We start from the raw sequence: 17,783 nt of genomic DNA, 5'->3' as shown, positions 1-17,783 counted from the left end.
CGGTTCAGCCCTTTCTGTCGAACCGAGTGCAGCCAAGGATGGTGACATGGGTATCGAAGGCCTCGGGTTCGACGGGCTGGAGGGCGTAAGCCCTTCTTTTGTCGAATCGCTCTATCGCCAGTATCGCGCGAACAGTGCGAGCGTCGATCCGAGCTGGCAAAGCTATTTTGCCGGCATTGAGGCGAGCGTTACCGGGCCGAGCTGGGCCAGTCCGAACTGGCCTCCATCTGCGACCGACTCTCTTACGGCAGCGCTCGATCCGTTGCAGATGCAGGTCGAACCCAAGCCCGCAAAGGCGCCGCCAGCCGTTGCGGCCGTGCCGACTCCGGACGCCGATATCGAGCGGATCGCGCTCGACGCAATGCGTGCGCAGATGCTGATCCGCACTTATCGCGTACGGGGCCACCTGCTCGCCACGCTCGATCCGCTCGGTCTGGCGAAACCTGGAGAGCCGAAGGATCTGGCACCGGAATTCCATGGTTTCACCGAAGCCGATATGGATCGAAGGATCTTTATTGGCGGCGCGCTCGGTCTCGATTGGGCGACCCCGCGTGAAATTCTGGAGGTGCTCCGCAAGAATTACTGCGGCAACCTCGGCATTGAATATATGCATATCGGCGACGTGGACGAGCGTCGTTTCCTGCAGTCGCGAGTCGAGGGCCGGAACGCCGAAATTCAGTTCACGCCGCTGGGCAAGAAGGCGATCCTGACCAAGGTCATCCACGCCGAGCAGTGGGAAAAGTTTCTCGGCCGCAAATATGTCGGCACCAAACGCTTCGGCCTTGATGGCGGCGAATCGATGATCCCGGCGCTTGAAGCCGTCATCAAATATTCGGGCGCCTATGGTGTGAACGAGGTCGTGATCGGCATGGCCCATCGCGGGCGGCTGAACGTGCTCGCCAATCTGATGGCCAAGCCCTACCGCGCGATCTTCAACGAGTTCGCAGGCGGCTCGTCGAACCCCGAGGATGTCGGCGGTTCGGGCGACGTGAAATATCATCTCGGCACTTCCACCGATCGCGATTTCGATGGCAATGTCGTCCATCTGTCGTTGGCACCGAACCCCAGCCATCTCGAGGCGGTCAATCCGGTCGTGCTCGGCAAGGCCCGTGCGAAGCAGACCAAGCTCGACGATCTCGAGCGCGGCAGGGTGCTGCCGATCCTGCTCCATGGCGATGCGGCCTTTGCGGGGCAGGGCATCATTATGGAATGTTTCGGCTTTTCGGGCCTGCGCGGTTACAATACCGGAGGCACGATCCATTTCGTGATCAACAACCAGGTCGGTTTCACCACCAGTCCGCAATTTGCGCGCTCATCGCCTTATCCGTCGGATATTGCCAAGATGGTGCAGGCGCCGATCCTGCACGTGAACGGCGACGACCCCGAAGCCGTGACCTTCGCCTGCAAGGTCGCGACCGAATTTCGGCAGACGTTCAAGCGCGACGTGGTGATCGACATGTGGTGCTATCGCCGCTTCGGCCACAATGAGGGCGACGAGCCAGGCTTCACCCAGCCGCAAATGTACGACGCGATCCGCCAGCATCCGCCGGTTTCCGCTATCTACGCGGCACGGCTCGTCAAAGAAGGCGTCATCGATGCCGACTGGACGGCTGCGACCGAGGCGGGTTTCGTCGAAGGTCTCGAAAGCGATTTCGATGCGGCCAAGGGCTATAAGGTCAATAAGGCCGACTGGTTCGAGGGAGACTGGACGGGTTTCGCCGCTCCGCGTGAGGCGCTTACCGAACGTCGCGCGGCGATCACGGGTATCGGCACCGACAAGCTTGCGGCGCTGGGCCGCCAGTTGACGACGGTTCCAGAAGGCCTTGTGATCCACAAGACGCTGGGCCGTATTCTCGATGCCAAGAAGCAGATGTTCGCGAGCGGCGAAGGCTTCGACTGGGCGACGGCCGAAGCGATGGCGTTCGGATCGCTGCTGCAGGAGGGCTTTGGTGTCCGCCTGTCCGGGCAGGATTCGGGCCGGGGCACGTTCAGCCAGCGCCACGCCGTGTGGGTCGATCAAAAGGATGGGCACAAATATATTCCGCTCTCCGCGCTCGATCGCAAATTCCAGGTGCTCGATAGCCCGCTGTCCGAATTCGGCGTGCTCGGCTTCGAATATGGCTATGCGTCGACGGCCCCCAACACGCTGGTGCTATGGGAAGCGCAATTCGGCGATTTCGCCAACGGCGCGCAGGTGATGATCGATCAGTTCATCGCCGCCGGCGAGGCCAAGTGGCTGCGGGTCAACGGCCTCGTCATGCTGTTGCCGCACGGCTATGAGGGGCAGGGGCCCGAGCATAGCTCGGCGCGGCTCGAGCGCTATCTGCAGCTATGTGCCGAAGACAATATGCAGGTGGCGAACTGCACGACGCCGGCGAACTATTTCCATATTCTGCGCCGGCAGATGGTGCGCAACTTCCGCAAGCCGCTGATCATCATGACGCCGAAATCGCTATTGCGGCACAAGTCGGCGGTCTCGACGATCGACGAATTTACCGGCGAAACGCATTTTCGGCGGATCCTGTCCGATCCGAATGCGCCCGCCGATGAGACGGTGAAGCGGGTCGTGCTGGTGTCCGGCAAGCTCTTCTATGATCTTGCCGAGGCGCGCGACGCCGCAGGCGATACGAGCACTACGATCATTCGTATCGAGCAGATCTATCCCTTCCCGGCCGAGCCGCTGGCGTTGCGCCTCAGCCGCATGAAGAATCTGGAAACGGTCGTCTGGGCACAGGAAGAACCGAAGAACCAGGGCAGCTGGACGTTCGTCCAGCCCTTCATCGAGGATGTTCTGCAGGATGCCGGCTGTAAGTCTTTGCGGCCGCTCTATGCAGGCCGCAAGGCGGCTGCGGCGACAGCGACCGGACTTGCACGCAATCATGCCGCCCAACAGGCGGCGCTTGTCGCCGAAGCTCTCGGCCACGACGTAAAGGGTATATAGGATGGCAACCGATGTGGTGGTGCCGACGCTCGGCGAATCGATCACCGAAGCAACGCTCGGTCAATGGCTCAAGAAGCCAGGTGAAGCGGTAAAGGTGGACGAGCCGATCGCCAGCCTGGAGACCGACAAGGTCGCGGTCGATGTGCCATCGCCGGTATCGGGCGTGATCGGCGAACTCGTCGTGGCTGAGGGCGACACGGTCAATGTCGGCGCGGTCATTGCGCGGATCGAGGCGGGGGCGAGCGCCGTCGTCACGGCGACGCCGGCGGTCGAGGATCGCACGGCGGTGGGCCAGGCCGAAGCGGCGGCTCCGGCCGAGCCCGCATCGGCGCCCACCGATCAAGGCGGCGATCCACTCACGCTGTCGCCGGCCGTCCGACGCGCAGTGCTCGAACATCATGTCGATCCGTCGAAGATTCGCGGCACCGGCAAGGATGGGCGGTTGACCAAGGACGATGTTCTGGCCGCAGCGCAGGCTGGCAACGCCGCTATGGTGACTGCACCGGTTGTTCCACCTGCCGCAGCCGCCGTGCCTGCTCCCGTCGCGGCGGTTGCCGGTGGGCGCAAGGAAGAGCGCGTCAAGATGACGCGGTTGCGCAAGACCGTCGCGTCACGGCTGAAGGAGGCGCAGAACACCGCCGCCATGCTGACCACGTTCAACGATGTCGATATGACGGCGGTGATCGAGGCGCGGAACAAATATAAGGACCTGTTCGAAAAGAAGCATGGCGTGCGCCTTGGCTTCATGGGCTTCTTCGTGAAGGCGGCCTGCATGGCTCTGCGCGATGTGCCTGCGGTCAACGGATCGATCGAAGGCGAAGAGATCGTCTATCACGATTTTGTCGATGTCTCGGTGGCGGTCTCGGCACCCAACGGGCTCGTCGTTCCGGTGATCCGCAATGCCGAGACCCTGTCGGTAGCCGATATCGAAAAGACGATCGGCGATTTCGGCAAGCGCGCCAAGAACGGTACGTTGAAACTGGACGAGATGAAGGGCGGCACCTTCACCATTTCGAACGGCGGCGTGTTCGGATCGTTGATGTCGACCCCGATCATCAACCCGCCGCAGTCGGGCGTGCTCGGCCTGCATCGCATCGACGATCGCCCGGTCGTCCGTGACGGGCAGATCGTGATTCGCCCGATGATGTATCTGGCGCTGAGCTACGATCACCGCCTGATCGACGGACGTGAGGCGGTGACCTTTCTCGTCGCGTTGAAGAATGCGATCGAGGATCCGACCCGGTTGCTGATCGATTTGTAATTCGCACGCGTGAGAACCACCTCCGACTTCGTCATTCCCGCGAAAGCGGGAACCCACGGATGCGGGGGCTCACAGCATCGGGCGGGCCGCCGCCCATGGGTTCCCGCTTTCGCGGGAATGACGATTTGGGAAGTTGTCGGAGTTCGTGCCCGAAGCATGAGCCGAGGTGACGTGGAGACGAACTATGGCCGACTATGACTTCGACGTGCTGGTGATCGGCGCTGGCCCAGGCGGCTATGTCGCGGCGATCCGAGCGGCGCAGCTCGGTCTCAAAACGGCGTGCGCGGAAAGCCGCGAGACGCTGGGCGGCACCTGCCTCAATGTCGGGTGCATTCCGTCCAAAGCCCTGCTCCACGCCTCCGAATATTATGAAGAAGCGCATGGCGGCGGCTTGACCAAGTTCGGGATCACCTTTTCGGGCGTGACTCTCGATCTCGATCAGATGCATGCCGAAAAGAGCAAGGCCGTCGGCGAGCTGACCAAAGGCATCGAGGGCCTGTTCAAGAAGAATAAGGTCGAATGGCTGAAGGGCCGGGCTTCTTTCGTATCGAAAGACACGGTCGAGGTTGGTGGCCGCTCGGTGCGGGCGAAGAATATCGTGATCGCCACGGGTTCGAGCGTCACGCCATTGCCGGGCGTGACGATCGACGAAAAGGTCGTGGTGTCCTCCACAGGTGCGCTGGCCTTGCCGAAGGTGCCCGAGCATATGGTGGTGATCGGCGGCGGTGTGATCGGACTTGAACTGGGCTCGGTCTGGAAGCGGCTCGGCGCGAAGGTCACCGTCATCGAATTTCTCGATCAGATCCTGCCTGGCATGGATGGCGAAATTCGCAAGGAAGCGAACAAGCTGTTCAAGAAGCAGGGCCTGGAGATGAAGCTGTCGACCAAGGTTACCGGCGTCGTCGTGAAGGGCGGCAAGGCCAGCGTGACGATCGAGCCGGCTGCGGGCGGCGCGGCCGAGGTGATCGAGGCCGATGCCGTGCTTGTCGCGATCGGCCGCAGGCCCAATACCGATGGCCTGGCGCTCGAACAGGCTGGGCTCACCACCAACAGCCGTGGCCAGATCGAGATCGACCATGATTTCGCCACCGTCGTGCCCGGAATCTGGGCGATCGGCGATGTCGTGCCCGGCCCGATGCTCGCTCACAAGGCCGAGGATGAAGGCGTCGCGGTTGCGGAAAATATCGCGGGGCTCACTGGCATCGTGAATCACGATGTGATTCCGGCGGTGGTTTATACCCATCCTGAAATCGCCAGCGTGGGTCTGACCGAGGAGCAGGCGAAAGAGCGCGGGGAGATCAAGGTCGGCAAATTCCCGTTTCTCGCCAACAGCCGCGCCAAGACGAATCGCGATACCGACGGCTTCGTGAAGATCATCGCCGATGCGAAGAGCGATCGCGTGCTGGGTGTCCACATCATCTCGTCGCTGGCGGGGACGCTGATAGCCGAGGCTGCGATCGCCATGGAATTCGGCGCGACCAGCGAAGACATCGCATATACCTGCCATGCCCATCCGACCCATGCGGAAGCGATCAAGGAAGCCGCGATGGCGGTGCAGGGTAAGCCTATCCACATGTAAAGGCGCAGCTTTTTGGCGGAAGCTGACATGTGCATGGTGTGGGCTCGAGCGCGCGGCGGGGCGCTTGCCGATTCCACCGATTCGGTGTAATTAGCGGACGTCACGCGCTTGACAGTCCTGGTCGGCAGCTATAGTGACCCGTGTTCCCATAATGCCCTGATCGGTGCCGCTATTTGCGTGTGCCGCGATTATTGCGTTTTGGGATTGGCGTAGAGATGGGGTGGCGCTGCCAGTCGCCCCGTGGAGCAGGAGAATAGCTCAGTGGCACGTATTGCGGGTGTTAATATCCCGACCAACAAGCGCGTAGAAATCGCGCTGACCTACATTCATGGCATTGGCCCGTCCAAGGCCAAGGAAATCACCGGCAAGCTGGGCATCGCGCCTGCGCGTCGCGTTCAGGATCTCTCGGACAATGAAGTCCTGCAGATCCGTGAAGCGATCGACGCAAGCTACACCGTGGAAGGCGATCTTCGCCGCCAGGTGGCGATGAACATCAAGCGCCTGATGGATCTCGCTTGCTATCGCGGTCTGCGCCATCGCAAGGGCCTGCCTGTTCGCGGACAGCGCACGCATACCAATGCGCGCACGCGTAAGGGTAAGGCCAAGCCGATCGCAGGTAAGAAGAAGTAAATCGTCCGGGTGATGGTTTACTCCGCCGGAGGCAGGGTTTCACAAGAGACCACCTAGGGCGGCAAACGAGATTTAAGTCAGGAACGAAACCATGGCACGCGAACCTCAGCGCATCAAAAAGCGCGAGCGCAAGAACATCACCTCTGGCGTCGCGCATGTGAACGCCAGCTTCAACAACACGATGATCACGATCACCGACGCGCAGGGCAATGCCATCGCATGGTCGTCGGCCGGCCAGATGGGCTTCAAGGGCAGCCGCAAGTCGACGCCTTACGCCGCTCAGGTCGCCGCCGAGGACGCGGGCAAGAAGGCCGCCGAGCATGGCGTTCGGACGCTCGAAGTCGAGGTCAAGGGCCCCGGTTCGGGCCGCGAGTCGGCGCTGCGCGCGCTGCAGGCGGTCGGCTTCCACATCACGTCGATCCGCGACGTGACGCCGATCCCGCACAATGGCGTTCGCCCGTCGAAGCGCCGTCGCGTCTGATCATACTATGAGCGAAGGGCTTCGGCCCTTCGCCTTTCCGTTTCCGGCAGGGCCTGTGTCCTGCCTTTCCCAAGGGGAACAAAGTGGCTGTCAATCCAAAGAACTGGCAGGAACTCAAGAAGCCGAACGGCCTCGAAAAGAAGTCGGGCGGCGATAGCAAGCGCAAGGCGACTTTCGTCGCCGAGCCGCTGGAGCGGGGTTTCGGCCTGACGCTCGGCAATGCTCTGCGTCGCGTGCTGCTCTCTTCCTTGCAGGGCGCAGCGGTGACGTCGATCAAGATCGAGAACGTCCTGCATGAATTCTCGTCGCTGGCGGGCGTTCGCGAGGATGTGACCGACATCGTCCTGAACGTGAAGCAGATCGCGCTGCGCATGCAGGGCGAAGGCCCGAAGCGGCTCCAGCTTTCCGCCACCGGCCCGGCCGAAGTGACGGCCGGCCTGATCGCCACCAGCGGCGATATCGAGGTGATGAACCCCGAACTGGTGATCTGCCATCTCGATGAAGGCGCGACGCTCAACATGGAGCTCACCGCCGACATCGGTAAGGGCTATGTCACCGCCGCGGTCAACCGTCCGGCCGACGCGCCGATCGGGCTGATCCCCGTCGACGCGCTCTATTCGCCCGTCCGTCAGGTCGCGTACAAGGTGGAAAACACCCGCGTCGGCCAGGAACTGGACTATGACAAGCTGACCCTCACCATCGAAACCGATGGCACGGTAACCCCGGAGGACGCGCTCGCTTATTCGGCGCGCATCCTGCAGGATCAGCTCCAGCTCTTCGTTCACTTCGACGATGGCATGGCGGTTTCGGTCGCGTCCTCGGGCCACGCGGCTCCGATGGGCGGTAGCGCCGAGCCGGAGAGCGATTCGAACCAGCTCAACCGTTACCTTCTCAAGAAGGTCGACGAGCTCGAGCTGTCCGTGCGCTCGGCCAATTGCCTCAAGAACGACAACATCATCTATATCGGCGATCTGGTTCAGAAGACCGAGGCGGAGATGCTGCGGACCCCGAATTTCGGCCGCAAGTCGCTCAACGAGATCAAGGAAGTCCTCGCCTCGATGGGGCTGCGCCTGGGCATGGAAATCCCCGGCTGGCCGCCTGAGAATATCGAGGAAATGGCCAAGAAGCTCGAACAGGAATTCTGATTGCTAAAGGCCCTCCCCTTCAGGGGAGGGGCTTCTTGACAGATAGGGTATGGGCGGTGCCCTCAATCACCGCCTGGCTTGGGGTACCTTGAACGGCCCCCTGACAAACGCAAAGGAATGACCCATGCGCCATCGTGTAGGCGGACGTAAACTTCAGCGGACCTCGAGCCATCGTACGGCCCTGTTCCGCAACCAGGCGGCAGCGCTGATCAAGCATGAGCAGATCACGACCACCCTCGCCAAGGCGAAGGAACTGCGTCCTTATGTCGAAAAGCTGGTGACGCTTGCGAAGAAGGGTGGCCTTGCCAACCGTCGTCTCGCGCATTCGCGCCTGCTCGACGACGCGCAGCTCGTGAAGCTCTTCGACGTGCTCGCCGAGCGCTACAAGACCCGCAATGGCGGCTATACCCGCGTGGTCAAGGCCGGCATCCGCATGTCCGATGCCGCGTCGATGGCGATCATCGAATTCGTCGATCGCGACGTCAGCGCCAAGGGCCAGGATTCGGGTCCGGTGAACGATGAGGACGAGGCGGAAGCCGCCTGATCCTTTCGATCCCGTACCCATTGTAAAAGGAGCCGCAACCGTTAGGTTCGCGGCTCTTTTTCGTTGAGAGGATGTCGTGGCTGCTCCGATAATATGCGGCCGCCCGGGTTTGTTTGTGCTGCTGGCGGCGGCTTTGCTGACGCCTGCCCATGCCGGCGCGCTACGCTATCCGCCCACGGAGCGCGGCGATACGGTTGAGACGATGTTTGGGGAGGAAGTCGCTGATCCCTATCGTTGGCTCGAACAAGATCTGCGGACCGACAAGGCGGTCGGGGCGTGGGTTGATGCCGAAAATCGACTGACCGCTTCCTATCTCGATACGCTGCAGGGGCGGCCGGCGATCGAGGCCCGCCTGAGGCAATTGTGGAATTATGAGCGCTTTGGTGTGCCCCGCAAGCGTGGCAGCCACTACTTCTATATGCATAATAGCGGGCTGCAGAGCCAGTCGGTGCTGTTCGTCCGCGATGGGTTGTCCGGAAAGGCCCGGGCGCTGATCGATCCCAATAGCTGGCCCCAGGATGCCGCTATGGCGATTGATCAGTGGGTGCCATCACAGGACGGCGCGCTGCTCGCGTATAGCGTGCAGTATCGGGGAAGCGATTGGCGGACGCTCCATATCGTAGATGTGGTTACGGGCAAGCTGCTCGACGATCAGATCGACTGGGTGAAGTTCTCCGGGATTGCCTGGGATGGCGATGGCGGGGGCTTCTTCTATTCCCGCTTCCCGGAGCCTCCGGCGGGAGCCGCCTATCAGCAGGTCAATCTCGGCCATCAGGTCTGGCACCATGCGATCGGAACGTCGCAATCGGCCGATCGCCTGGTCTATGCCACGCCCGATCGGCCTGAGCTCAACCACGGCGCGGTGACCACCGAGGATGGCCGCTACCTCCTGATCATTTCGTCGCAGGGGACTGACGAGCGCTATCAACTGACGCTGTTCGATCTGTCCCGGCCGGAATCGAAGCCGCGCAGGCTGGTGCGCGGCTTTGCGAATGAATGGGCGCTCATCGGCAGTATCGGCTCGAAATTGTTGCTGCGGACGGATTATCTCGCGCCGAACGGGCGTGTCGTGATGATCGATGTTGCCGGCGGGATCGGAAAACCGCTCGAAATCATTCCGCAGAACAGGAAGGTGCTGGCCGGTGCGTCGCTGGTCGGCGGCCGGCTGATCCTCGCCTACGTCGGCGATGCCACCACCGAAGCCGAACTGCACGAACTGGATGGCAGGCTGGTCACGCCGATCAACCTGCCCGATATCGGCACCGGCGCCGGCTTCGGTGGCCGGATCGGCGATCCTGAAACCTTCTTCAGCTTTTCGAGCTATGCGATCCCACCGACAATCTATCGGCTGAATACGTCGACCGGGAAGGTCGATATCTTCGCCCGGCCCAAACTGGCGTTCGATCCCGGCGATTATCGCGTCGAGCAGCTCTTCTACAGTTCGAAGGATGGCACGCGCATCCCGATCTTCATCGCGCGCAAGAAGTCGACTCCGCCCGGCGCGCCGGCGCTGCTTTATGGTTATGGTGGGTTCAACGTCGCGCAGACGCCCGGCTTTTCGCCGGCGGTCCTGCAATGGATGGAGATGGGCGGCGTCTATGCGGTCGCCAGCCTGCGCGGCGGCGGCGAATATGGAATGGCCTGGCACGATGCGGGGCGGCTCGCCAACAAGCAGAATGTGTTCGACGACTTCATTACTGCCGGCGAGTTTCTGATCAGCAGCGGGATCAGCGCAAAGGGGAGGCTCGCGGCGATGGGCCGATCGAATGGCGGCCTGTTGGTCGGCGCTGTCGTCAACCAGCGGCCCGATTTGTTCGCGGCCGTCAATCCCGCGGTCGGCGTGATGGACATGCTGCGTTTCACCCACTTCACCGCGGGGCGCTATTGGGTCGACGATTATGGCGATCCCGCCAGGGCTGATGATTTTCGGATCCTGCGCGGCTACTCGCCTTATCACAATATCCGGGATCATGAAGATTATCCGGCGATCATGGTGACGACCGCCGACACCGACGATCGCGTCGTCCCGGCGCACAGCTTCAAATATGCGGCGGCTCTGCAATCCGCCGACATCGGATCGCGCCCGCATCTGTTGCGCGTCGACAGCCGGGCGGGCCATAGCGGCGGCAGGTCCACCGACCAGCTAATTGAGGATTATGCCGATCTCTGGGCATTCTTCGGCCACTGGACCGGCCTGACCGTCCCCGTCGCGCCATGATGTTCAGCGTGCGGCAAGCCGATGGCATGTAAAGCGGCTTCTGGCATAATGACGGCGTGGAACATGGGGTTCGGGCGATGAAGAAGATGATGATCGGATCGGTCGCGGCGCTGGCGATGGCGGCCAGCATCGTTTCGCCGGCGGCGGCGCGGCCTTATTGGGGCGGCTATGGCTACCACCATGATCATGGCGGCGGCGACGACCTCGGTGCCTTCCTGCTCGGCGGGCTATTGGTCGGCGGCGCGGTCGCGATCGCCAGTTCGCCCAGACGGGATGATCGGCCGGTCTATCGCTCCGACAGCGTCGTCGACGTCCGCAACGCGGGTGACGAGGCGCGCGCGGTGACGTCGATCTGCAGTGATGCGGCGGAGGGCATGTCGCACGATCGGGTCATTGGCATCGATTCGGTTGGCCGTGAAGGCGATGGCTGGCGGGTCGAGGGTACCGTCGATACCGAACATGGCAATCGCGGCTTTGCTTGTGGCACGCGTTTCGGCCGGGTCGATTACGTCCAATTGGCGCAACGCTAGGGCTTGCGTGTCATGCCAGCGAATGCTGGCACCTTCCTCGCGGCCAAGAAAAAGAGGGGCAAGCTTTTCCGGCTTCGGTTGGGATGGCAACTTGTGTTGGTTCTGCCAGCGTCCTTCCTCTGGACAGCGCGGGCGTAGGCCTTTATCGGCTCCGCATGACAGCCCAGCTTCCCGCCCAGATCGCCGGCCAGCCGCACGAATCGATCCTGATTGTCGATTTCGGAAGCCAGGTCACCCAGCTCATCGCCCGCAGGGTTCGCGAAGCGGGGGTCTATAGCGAAATCGCCCCGTTCAACGCCGCCGATGCCGCGTTCGATCGCCTGCAGCCGAAGGGGATCATTCTCTCTGGCAGCCCCGCCTCGGTCACCGAGATCGGCTCGCCGCGCGTGCCGCAGCGCTTTTTCGAGGCGGGCATTCCGATCCTCGGCATCTGCTATGGGCAACAGACGATGTGCGCCCAGCTCGGCGGATCGGTCACCCCGTCGCAGGACGGCCGCGAATTCGGCCGCGCTTTCATCGAGATCAAGGGCCGGTCGGCGCTGTTCGACGGGTTGTGGAAGGAAGGCGAGCATCATCAGGTGTGGATGAGCCATGGCGACAAGGTCGACGCGCTGCCGCCGGGCTTCGCGCCGGTTGCGGTGTCCGAAGGCGCGCCGTTCGCGGTGACGTCGGATGAGAAGCGCCGCTTCTACGGCGTCCAGTTTCATCCCGAGGTGGTCCACACCCCCGACGGCGGCAAGCTGATCGCCAATTTCGCACGCCATGTCTGCGGGCTTGCCGGCGACTGGACAATGGCGGAATTCCGCGCAACCAAGATCGCCGAAATCCGCAAGCAGGTTGGCGATGGCCGCGTGATCTGCGGGCTTTCGGGCGGCGTCGATTCGGCGGTGGCGGCGGTGCTGATCCATGAGGCGATCGGCGATCAGCTCACCTGCGTGTTCGTCGACCATGGGCTGATGCGGATGGGTGAGGCCGATCAGGTGGTCAGCCTGTTCCGCGAACATTACGGCATCAAGCTCGTCCATGTGAATGTCGAGACCTTGTTCCTGAACGGCCTGAAGGGCGTGACGGACCCGGAAGCCAAGCGCAAATTCATCGGCAAGACCTTCATCGAGGTGTTTGAGGATCAGGCGCGCCAGGTCGGAGGCGCCGATTTCCTCGCGCAGGGCACGCTCTATCCCGACGTGATCGAAAGCGTCAGCTTCACCGGCGGCCCGTCGGTTACGATCAAGAGCCACCACAATGTCGGCGGCCTGCCCGAGCGGATGAACATGAAGCTGGTCGAACCGCTGCGCGAACTGTTCAAGGATGAGGTCCGGCTGCTCGGCCGCGAACTCGGCCTCCCCGAAATCTTCGTCGGTCGCCATCCCTTCCCGGGCCCCGGCCTTGCTATCCGCATCCCGGGCGAGGTGACGAAGGAGCGTTGCGACATCCTGCGCAAGGCCGACGCCGTCTATCTTGACGAGATCCGCCGCGCCGGCCTGTACGACGCGATCTGGCAGGCGTTCGCGGTGCTGCTGCCGGTCCGCTCGGTCGGGGTGATGGGCGATGGCCGCACCTACGACTATGTCTGTGCGTTGCGCGCCGTCACGTCGACCGATGGCATGACCGCCGACGTCTATCCATTCGATTCCGCCTTCCTCGGGCGCGTCGCGACGCGGATCGTCAACGAAGTGGCGGGGATCAACCGCGTGACCTATGATCTGACATCGAAGCCGCCGGGCACGATCGAGTGGGAATGAGAGGGCGGCGGCGTCCGAGAAGCGGTGATACGGCGCTGCCTGTCCTGCGCGATCGGCTCGGATGACTTTGCTGCGCTGATCGAGCGCCTGGAGCTGCCATGACCGCTGACCGCGTGCGCCACGAATTGTGGAAGTTGGAGATTCCGCTGCCGCGCGCGTTCGGCACGCCGGCCGGGCCGTTCGAGCGGGTCTTTGCGGTGGCGCTCAGGTTGCGGGGTGACGAGGGCGCGGAGGGTGTTGCTTATGCCCAGACGAACAGCGCCGATGTGATGCATCGGGTGGCCGGGATCATGACCGCCCTGCTCGACGAGCGCGGCGGCAACCTTGACCGGCTGATCCAGATCGAGCGTCTCGACAGTGGCATGATGGGGGATCAGGCGGGGCGCTCGGCAGTCTGCGCGATCAGCATGGCCGCCTGGGATCTTCTGGGCCAGACGTGCGGGCAGGCGTGCGCCGCCCTCTGGAGCGGTGCCGGGCATCGGACCCCGCTTGATGCCTATACCAGCGGATTCTTCTCCGATGTGTCGACGGCGGAGCTCGTCGAAGAGGCCCGTGCCGCTCGTCAGCGCGGCTTCCGCAAGGCGAAGATGCGTCTGGGCCTGCCCGGCGAAGAGGATGAAGCTCGTTTTGAAGCTCTGTGCGAGGTTTTTCCCGAGCCTCGCTCGATCGCGGTCGAGGCCCACTTCAAATATAGCCCGACGCGGACCCGCCAATTTATGCAGGGGCGCTCGCGCGAGCCGATGTGGATCGAGGATCCCATGCCGTACCACGCGATCGACGGTGCGGCCTTTAAGGAACTGGTCGCTGCAGGGGAAGCCTGCATCTCACTTTCCGAACTGCTTGCGCTGAGGCAAATCGGGATCACCCGGCTGATCCTCGACGTTCAATATCTGGGCGGCCCGCTGCGTTTCCTAGAGGCGGCTCGCACGCTCCAGGCGCTGGGGTGTGAGATCGGTTCGCATACCTTCGCGCACGAATCGCTGCACCTGCTGGGGGCATTGCCGGAGAGCATGCCGGTGGAGGTGTTCGACTGGTGGCATCCGGTCGTCAGCGATGCGCCAGAGCCGGACAGCGATGGTCGACTGGAGGTTCGTGGTCCGGGCCTCGGGCGCAGCCTGAACGAGGAGAGCCTGCGGCGACATGGCGTGCCCGCCTTCTGAGGAACAGGTTATGTCGCCGCTTTTGCGTTGTTCAGCGTGGCGGGTTTTCGGTTGTCGGGTCCAAGGGCGCCCGAAGCGCCGCAGCGGCCATATGTACGGCTTCTGAAAAAAGGTGATGCGCGCTTAGAGCATGTTCGGCCTGATGCTCGTCGATGATCCGCAACGCGGCCGCGATCATCATATAGACGATGCGCAACCGGTGCTCCAGCCGCCCGGCTACGCTCGCGGGCAGGAGTTCCTTCATCCGCCGGACCAGCGTTTCGGTTACCTGATAGTCCTGGCGGACGTTCAGGCGCGTATGTCCCCATCCGGAATGAAGTGCCGAAAGGAAGCGGCTGTAGCTATGCCGACCGTGGACGTCGGTCTGTTCGAGCAGAGGGCGATAATGCGCGTCGAGCAGGGCGGCCAGATCCTTCCCCGTCCCCGATCGATCGAGCGCTTCCAGCAGTTCGGCCCGCCGTGCCTCCATGGCCGGCATTCGATGCCGGTAGATGGCATTCACCAGTGCTTCTTTGCTGCCAAAATAATAGGAAATGACGTTTTTGTTGGCCGATCCCGCCGCCTCCTGGATCTCGCGGGTCGTCACGCCATCGACGCCCGATTGCCCGAACAGCATTTCGGCGGCTTCGATCAGGGCGATGTAGGTTGCGTCTCGCCCGTGGGCGCGTCGCGTGTTGGAATCGCTGCCCGTCATCTCTCTCCTTCGCATCGGCGAGGGTACATTATTCTCGTGCGATCGGTATAAGGCAATTGCCTTAAGCGCTGCGAGGGCTACAATTGACGCAAATCGGTCTTGAAGCTGCTCTCTGGAGAGGAAAAACGATGAGTGAATTGCGGTTCGACGGGAAAGTCGCGATCATTACCGGCGGGGGCCGCGGGGTCGGTCGTATCCATGCACTGACATTGGCGGCGCGCGGCGCGAAGGTCGTGGTGGTCGATCCGGGCGTTGCTCTGGATGGGGGTTCGGGCGCGTCAAACGCACCTGCCAGCGAAGTTGTGGCCGAGATCAAAGCGGCGGGCGGCGAGGCTGTTGCATCCTTCGAGAAGGTGAATGACCGGGCCGGCGCGGCGCGCATGGTGGAACTCGCGCTCGATTCATACGGCCGCCTCGATATCCTCATCAACAACGCCGGCAACAGTATGCCGGAACTGTTCGAAGAACAGACGCTCGAGCAATTCGAGTTGCTGAACGAGGTGCACTATCTCGGCACGGTCTATGTAACGAAGGCTGCCTGGCCGCATCTCGTCAAGGCTGGCAACGGACGGTTGGTGAATACCATTTCCGAAGGTCCGACCGGCATGCATGAACGGGGCACGGGCTATGGCGGTGCGAAGGCGGGCGTGATCGGTCTCACCCTGTCGCTGGCCGCGGAAGCCAAATTTCATGGCGTTGGCGTCAACGGCTTTGCACCGCGTATCGCCACCCGCCTGTCGGCGCCCGACGTGCTTGCTCACGTCTATGACCGTCCGGCCGAAGACTTCGTGAAGAATATGGCGATGTTTCCTTCGGAACTGTCGTCGCCGGCGGCTATTTACCTCGCGCATGAGTCCTGCACGCTGAATGGCGTTCTCCTGGTGAGCGGCGGGAAACAAGTGATGCGAATGGCCATCATGGAAAATGAGGGTTTCAGAGGCGAGGACATGAGCGTTGAAAATATAGCAGCTCATATCGATCAGATAATCGACATGAAGGACTGCATTCATGTCGGTATCGGCGCGAAGGTCGGGATGCCGGTCGTCAAGGCATAGAAGCAGACCGCTCGGAGAATCTGTCCGAATGACGCACGGCTTGCGTCGAATGAAACCAATGGTCCGAAGAGGCGGGTGGCGCATGGCCGAAGTGGAGAAGAAACTCGAAGGGAAGGTGGCGATCGTCACCGGGGCGGGATCCAGCGGCCCCGGTGTCGGAACCGGAAAAGCGATTTCCATCCTCCTGGCCCGGGAAGGGGCCAAGGTCATCCTGGTCGACAAATTCCAGGATCGGGCACAGGAAACGCTGGATCTGATCAGATCGGAAGGCGGCGAGGCGACGATCGTCGTTGCCGATCTCGGCCAGATCCCGGAATGCCAGCGCATCGTGGACGAGGCCGTGGCAATCTATGGCGGGGTCGATATCCTGATCAACAATGCGGCAATGTCGTCGTCGACGAGCCTTCTCGATACGACGCCCGAACTCTACCAGCAGATGCTGGCGATCAATCTCACCGCGCCCTTCATGCTGTCCAAGGCGGCGATCCCGGAGATCATAAAGCGCGGGGGAGGATCGGTGATCTTCATCACCTCGATCGCGGCGTTGCGGGGGCAGGGGGGCGCCAAGGGATCTGCCGCTTATTCCGCTTCCAAGGGCGGCCTGCACGGTTTGATGACCGACATTGCCGCAGTTTACGGCCCGTTGGGCGTCCGCGTGAACTGCGTGGCGCCTGGCATGATCAACACGCCGATGCGCGCCGGCGTGTTGGCGAAATCGGGGCTCGACGTCGAAACGCTCAACAAGGCGCTGGCCAAGCGGACCTCGCTGGGAATTGAGGGAACCGCCTGGGACATCGCAAAGAGCACATTGTTCCTGGTGGGGCCGGATGGGAGCTACATCACGAGCGTGCTTCTTCCCGTCGATGCCGGGGTGACCCAGCGGATGGGCTGAGGCGGTCGCAGGCAACAAGGATCGGTCCGAGATGATGACAGGCAACTCCCCGAGGACAACATCGGAATATGCGGATCGGATGCCGTTCGCGACGGCAGAGCTGACTCCGCGTGTCGGCACCGAGATCAGGATCGATCCCGCATCCTTGCTCGACGGACGCTACGCGAAGGAAATTCGTTCGTTGCTGGCCAGTCGCGGCGTGCTCGTCTTCCCGCAGGTCAACATGACCGATGACGAGCAGGTCGCCTTCACCAGGACGCTGGGCATCTTCGCGCTGGAAGATGGCGTTGATGGCGAGATCTTCAAAGTGAGCCTCGATCCCAGAGAAACGAAGATGGCGGATTCGCTCCAGGCTTCATTTCTCTGGCACATCGACGGCACGACGGCGGATGTTCCGATCTTTGCCTCGATCCTGAGCGCAAAGCGTCTGGCGTCCGTTGGCGGCGAGACCGAATTTTGCAGCACATATGCCGCTTATGATGATCTGTCCGACGAGGACAAAGCGATCGTCGAAGACGTTGTCGTGCACCACTCACCAGTGGCGAACCGGCGATCCCATCTCCCGGAGATGTCCTACGACCATTATCAGCGGCTGCGCCAGCGCGGCGCCGACCTGCCGCTGGTGTGGAAGCACCGCAACGGCCGCAAGTCGCTGGTGCTGGGGGCGACCGCGGAATATGTCCTCGGCTGGCCGCCGGAGGATAGCATGGACCTCCTGATGCGCCTCAGGGATTGGGCGACGAAGCCGCAGTTCGTCTATCGCCACAAATGGTCGGTCGGCGACATCGTCATCTGGGACAATACCGGGACGATGCACCGGGCGCTCCCTTATGGCGCCGACAGCGGACGCCTGATGCATCGCACCCGGCTCGCGGGTGAGGAAACCTTCCACAACGCGTGATCGAACCCCG

The 17,783-nt window shown here is 62.4% G+C and carries 15 protein-coding genes; 14 read left to right on the top strand and 1 reads right to left on the bottom strand.

From position 1 onward, the window contains the following. Positions 1 to 46 precede the first annotated feature (46 nt). The 11 genes from BLS13_RS18615 (at position 47) to BLS13_RS18565 (ending at position 14,231) form a co-directional block, all read left to right on the top strand. Positions 47 to 2,941 (top strand): 2-oxoglutarate dehydrogenase E1 component, encoded by a 2,895-nt coding sequence (locus BLS13_RS18615; protein ID WP_093454382.1) that lies wholly within the window; start codon positions 47 to 49, stop codon positions 2,939 to 2,941. A 1-nt stretch (position 2,942) separates the two neighbouring features. After that, entirely contained in the window at positions 2,943 to 4,202 is a 1,260-nt protein-coding gene (gene odhB, locus BLS13_RS18610) for a 2-oxoglutarate dehydrogenase complex dihydrolipoyllysine-residue succinyltransferase (RefSeq protein WP_093454380.1), read from the top strand. A gap of 184 nt (positions 4,203 to 4,386) precedes the next feature. Next, positions 4,387 to 5,781 carry a dihydrolipoyl dehydrogenase gene (gene lpdA / locus BLS13_RS18605; RefSeq protein ID WP_093454379.1) on the top strand — a complete coding sequence of 465 codons (1,395 nt, stop codon included), beginning with the start codon at positions 4,387 to 4,389 and terminating at the stop codon, positions 5,779 to 5,781. A gap of 261 nt (positions 5,782 to 6,042) precedes the next feature. Then, entirely contained in the window at positions 6,043 to 6,411 is a 369-nt protein-coding gene (gene rpsM / locus BLS13_RS18600) for a 30S ribosomal protein S13 (protein WP_093454377.1), read from the top strand. A 91-nt stretch (positions 6,412 to 6,502) separates the two neighbouring features. Beyond that, complete coding sequence (gene rpsK, locus BLS13_RS18595; protein ID WP_093454376.1) at positions 6,503 to 6,892, top strand: 30S ribosomal protein S11; 390 nt, start codon at positions 6,503 to 6,505, stop codon at positions 6,890 to 6,892. Between the two features lie 83 nt (positions 6,893 to 6,975). Further along, on the top strand, positions 6,976 to 8,037 hold the full coding sequence (locus BLS13_RS18590; protein WP_037526782.1) for a DNA-directed RNA polymerase subunit alpha: 1,062 nt from the start codon (positions 6,976 to 6,978) through the stop codon (positions 8,035 to 8,037). Between the two features lie 124 nt (positions 8,038 to 8,161). After that, on the top strand, positions 8,162 to 8,581 hold the full coding sequence (gene rplQ / locus BLS13_RS18585; protein ID WP_093454374.1) for a 50S ribosomal protein L17: 420 nt from the start codon (positions 8,162 to 8,164) through the stop codon (positions 8,579 to 8,581). 76 nt (positions 8,582 to 8,657) lie between these two features. Beyond that, positions 8,658 to 10,799: a prolyl oligopeptidase family serine peptidase gene (locus BLS13_RS18580; RefSeq protein WP_256325971.1), complete on the top strand. Its 2,142-nt coding sequence runs from the start codon at positions 8,658 to 8,660 to the stop codon at positions 10,797 to 10,799. 77 nt (positions 10,800 to 10,876) lie between these two features. Continuing rightward, on the top strand, positions 10,877 to 11,329 hold the full coding sequence (locus BLS13_RS18575) for a hypothetical protein (protein WP_093454371.1): 453 nt from the start codon (positions 10,877 to 10,879) through the stop codon (positions 11,327 to 11,329). Between the two features lie 155 nt (positions 11,330 to 11,484). After that, the gene (gene guaA / locus BLS13_RS18570; RefSeq protein ID WP_093454370.1) at positions 11,485 to 13,071 is read left to right on the top strand and encodes a glutamine-hydrolyzing GMP synthase; all 1,587 of its coding nucleotides are present in this window, start codon (positions 11,485 to 11,487) and stop codon (positions 13,069 to 13,071) included. A 98-nt stretch (positions 13,072 to 13,169) separates the two neighbouring features. Next, positions 13,170 to 14,231 carry a mandelate racemase/muconate lactonizing enzyme family protein gene (locus tag BLS13_RS18565; RefSeq protein ID WP_093454368.1) on the top strand — a complete coding sequence of 354 codons (1,062 nt, stop codon included), beginning with the start codon at positions 13,170 to 13,172 and terminating at the stop codon, positions 14,229 to 14,231. A gap of 31 nt (positions 14,232 to 14,262) precedes the next feature. On the opposite strand, the gene BLS13_RS18560 is transcribed toward BLS13_RS18565, so the two are convergent. Continuing rightward, positions 14,263 to 14,925, bottom strand: a complete 663-nt coding sequence (locus BLS13_RS18560; RefSeq protein WP_176943678.1) for a TetR/AcrR family transcriptional regulator — start codon at positions 14,923 to 14,925, stop codon at positions 14,263 to 14,265. A gap of 83 nt (positions 14,926 to 15,008) precedes the next feature. On the opposite strand from BLS13_RS18560, the gene BLS13_RS18555 reads away from it, so the two are divergent. From BLS13_RS18555 to BLS13_RS18545, 3 genes are all read left to right on the top strand, one after another. Further along, positions 15,009 to 15,980, top strand: coding sequence for an SDR family NAD(P)-dependent oxidoreductase (locus BLS13_RS18555; RefSeq protein WP_143012015.1), 972 nt, complete (start codon positions 15,009 to 15,011; stop codon positions 15,978 to 15,980). Between the two features lie 82 nt (positions 15,981 to 16,062). Next, complete coding sequence (locus BLS13_RS18550) at positions 16,063 to 16,872, top strand: SDR family NAD(P)-dependent oxidoreductase (protein WP_176943677.1); 810 nt, start codon at positions 16,063 to 16,065, stop codon at positions 16,870 to 16,872. 31 nt (positions 16,873 to 16,903) lie between these two features. Beyond that, the gene (locus BLS13_RS18545) at positions 16,904 to 17,773 is read left to right on the top strand and encodes a TauD/TfdA dioxygenase family protein (protein ID WP_256325970.1); all 870 of its coding nucleotides are present in this window, start codon (positions 16,904 to 16,906) and stop codon (positions 17,771 to 17,773) included. The last annotated feature ends 10 nt before the right edge of the window (positions 17,774 to 17,783 follow it).

The sequence above is a fragment of the Sphingomonas sp. YR710 genome, from assembly GCF_900101455.1.
Taxonomy (GTDB): Bacteria; Pseudomonadota; Alphaproteobacteria; order Sphingomonadales; family Sphingomonadaceae; genus Rhizorhabdus.
Note: the sequence above shows the minus strand (reverse complement) of the source record. Positions and strands in the feature narration are given on the sequence as shown.

What these genes read in the sequence shown, in the direction of transcription:
- BLS13_RS18615 (WP_093454382.1), top strand. Translation starts at nt 47, where the DNA reads ATGGGTATCGAAGGCCTCGGGTTCGACGGGCTGGAGGGCGTAAGCCCT.
- odhB (WP_093454380.1), top strand. Translation starts at nt 2,943, where the DNA reads ATGGCAACCGATGTGGTGGTGCCGACGCTCGGCGAATCGATCACCGAA.
- lpdA (WP_093454379.1), top strand. Translation starts at nt 4,387, where the DNA reads ATGGCCGACTATGACTTCGACGTGCTGGTGATCGGCGCTGGCCCAGGC.
- rpsK (WP_093454376.1), top strand. Translation starts at nt 6,503, where the DNA reads ATGGCACGCGAACCTCAGCGCATCAAAAAGCGCGAGCGCAAGAACATC.
- rplQ (WP_093454374.1), top strand. Translation starts at nt 8,162, where the DNA reads ATGCGCCATCGTGTAGGCGGACGTAAACTTCAGCGGACCTCGAGCCAT.
- BLS13_RS18575 (WP_093454371.1), top strand. Translation starts at nt 10,877, where the DNA reads ATGAAGAAGATGATGATCGGATCGGTCGCGGCGCTGGCGATGGCGGCC.
- guaA (WP_093454370.1), top strand. Translation starts at nt 11,485, where the DNA reads ATGACAGCCCAGCTTCCCGCCCAGATCGCCGGCCAGCCGCACGAATCG.
- BLS13_RS18565 (WP_093454368.1), top strand. Translation starts at nt 13,170, where the DNA reads ATGACCGCTGACCGCGTGCGCCACGAATTGTGGAAGTTGGAGATTCCG.
- BLS13_RS18560 (WP_176943678.1), bottom strand. Translation starts at nt 14,925, where the DNA reads ATGACGGGCAGCGATTCCAACACGCGACGCGCCCACGGGCGAGACGCA.
- BLS13_RS18550 (WP_176943677.1), top strand. Translation starts at nt 16,063, where the DNA reads ATGGCCGAAGTGGAGAAGAAACTCGAAGGGAAGGTGGCGATCGTCACC.
- BLS13_RS18545 (WP_256325970.1), top strand. Translation starts at nt 16,904, where the DNA reads ATGATGACAGGCAACTCCCCGAGGACAACATCGGAATATGCGGATCGG.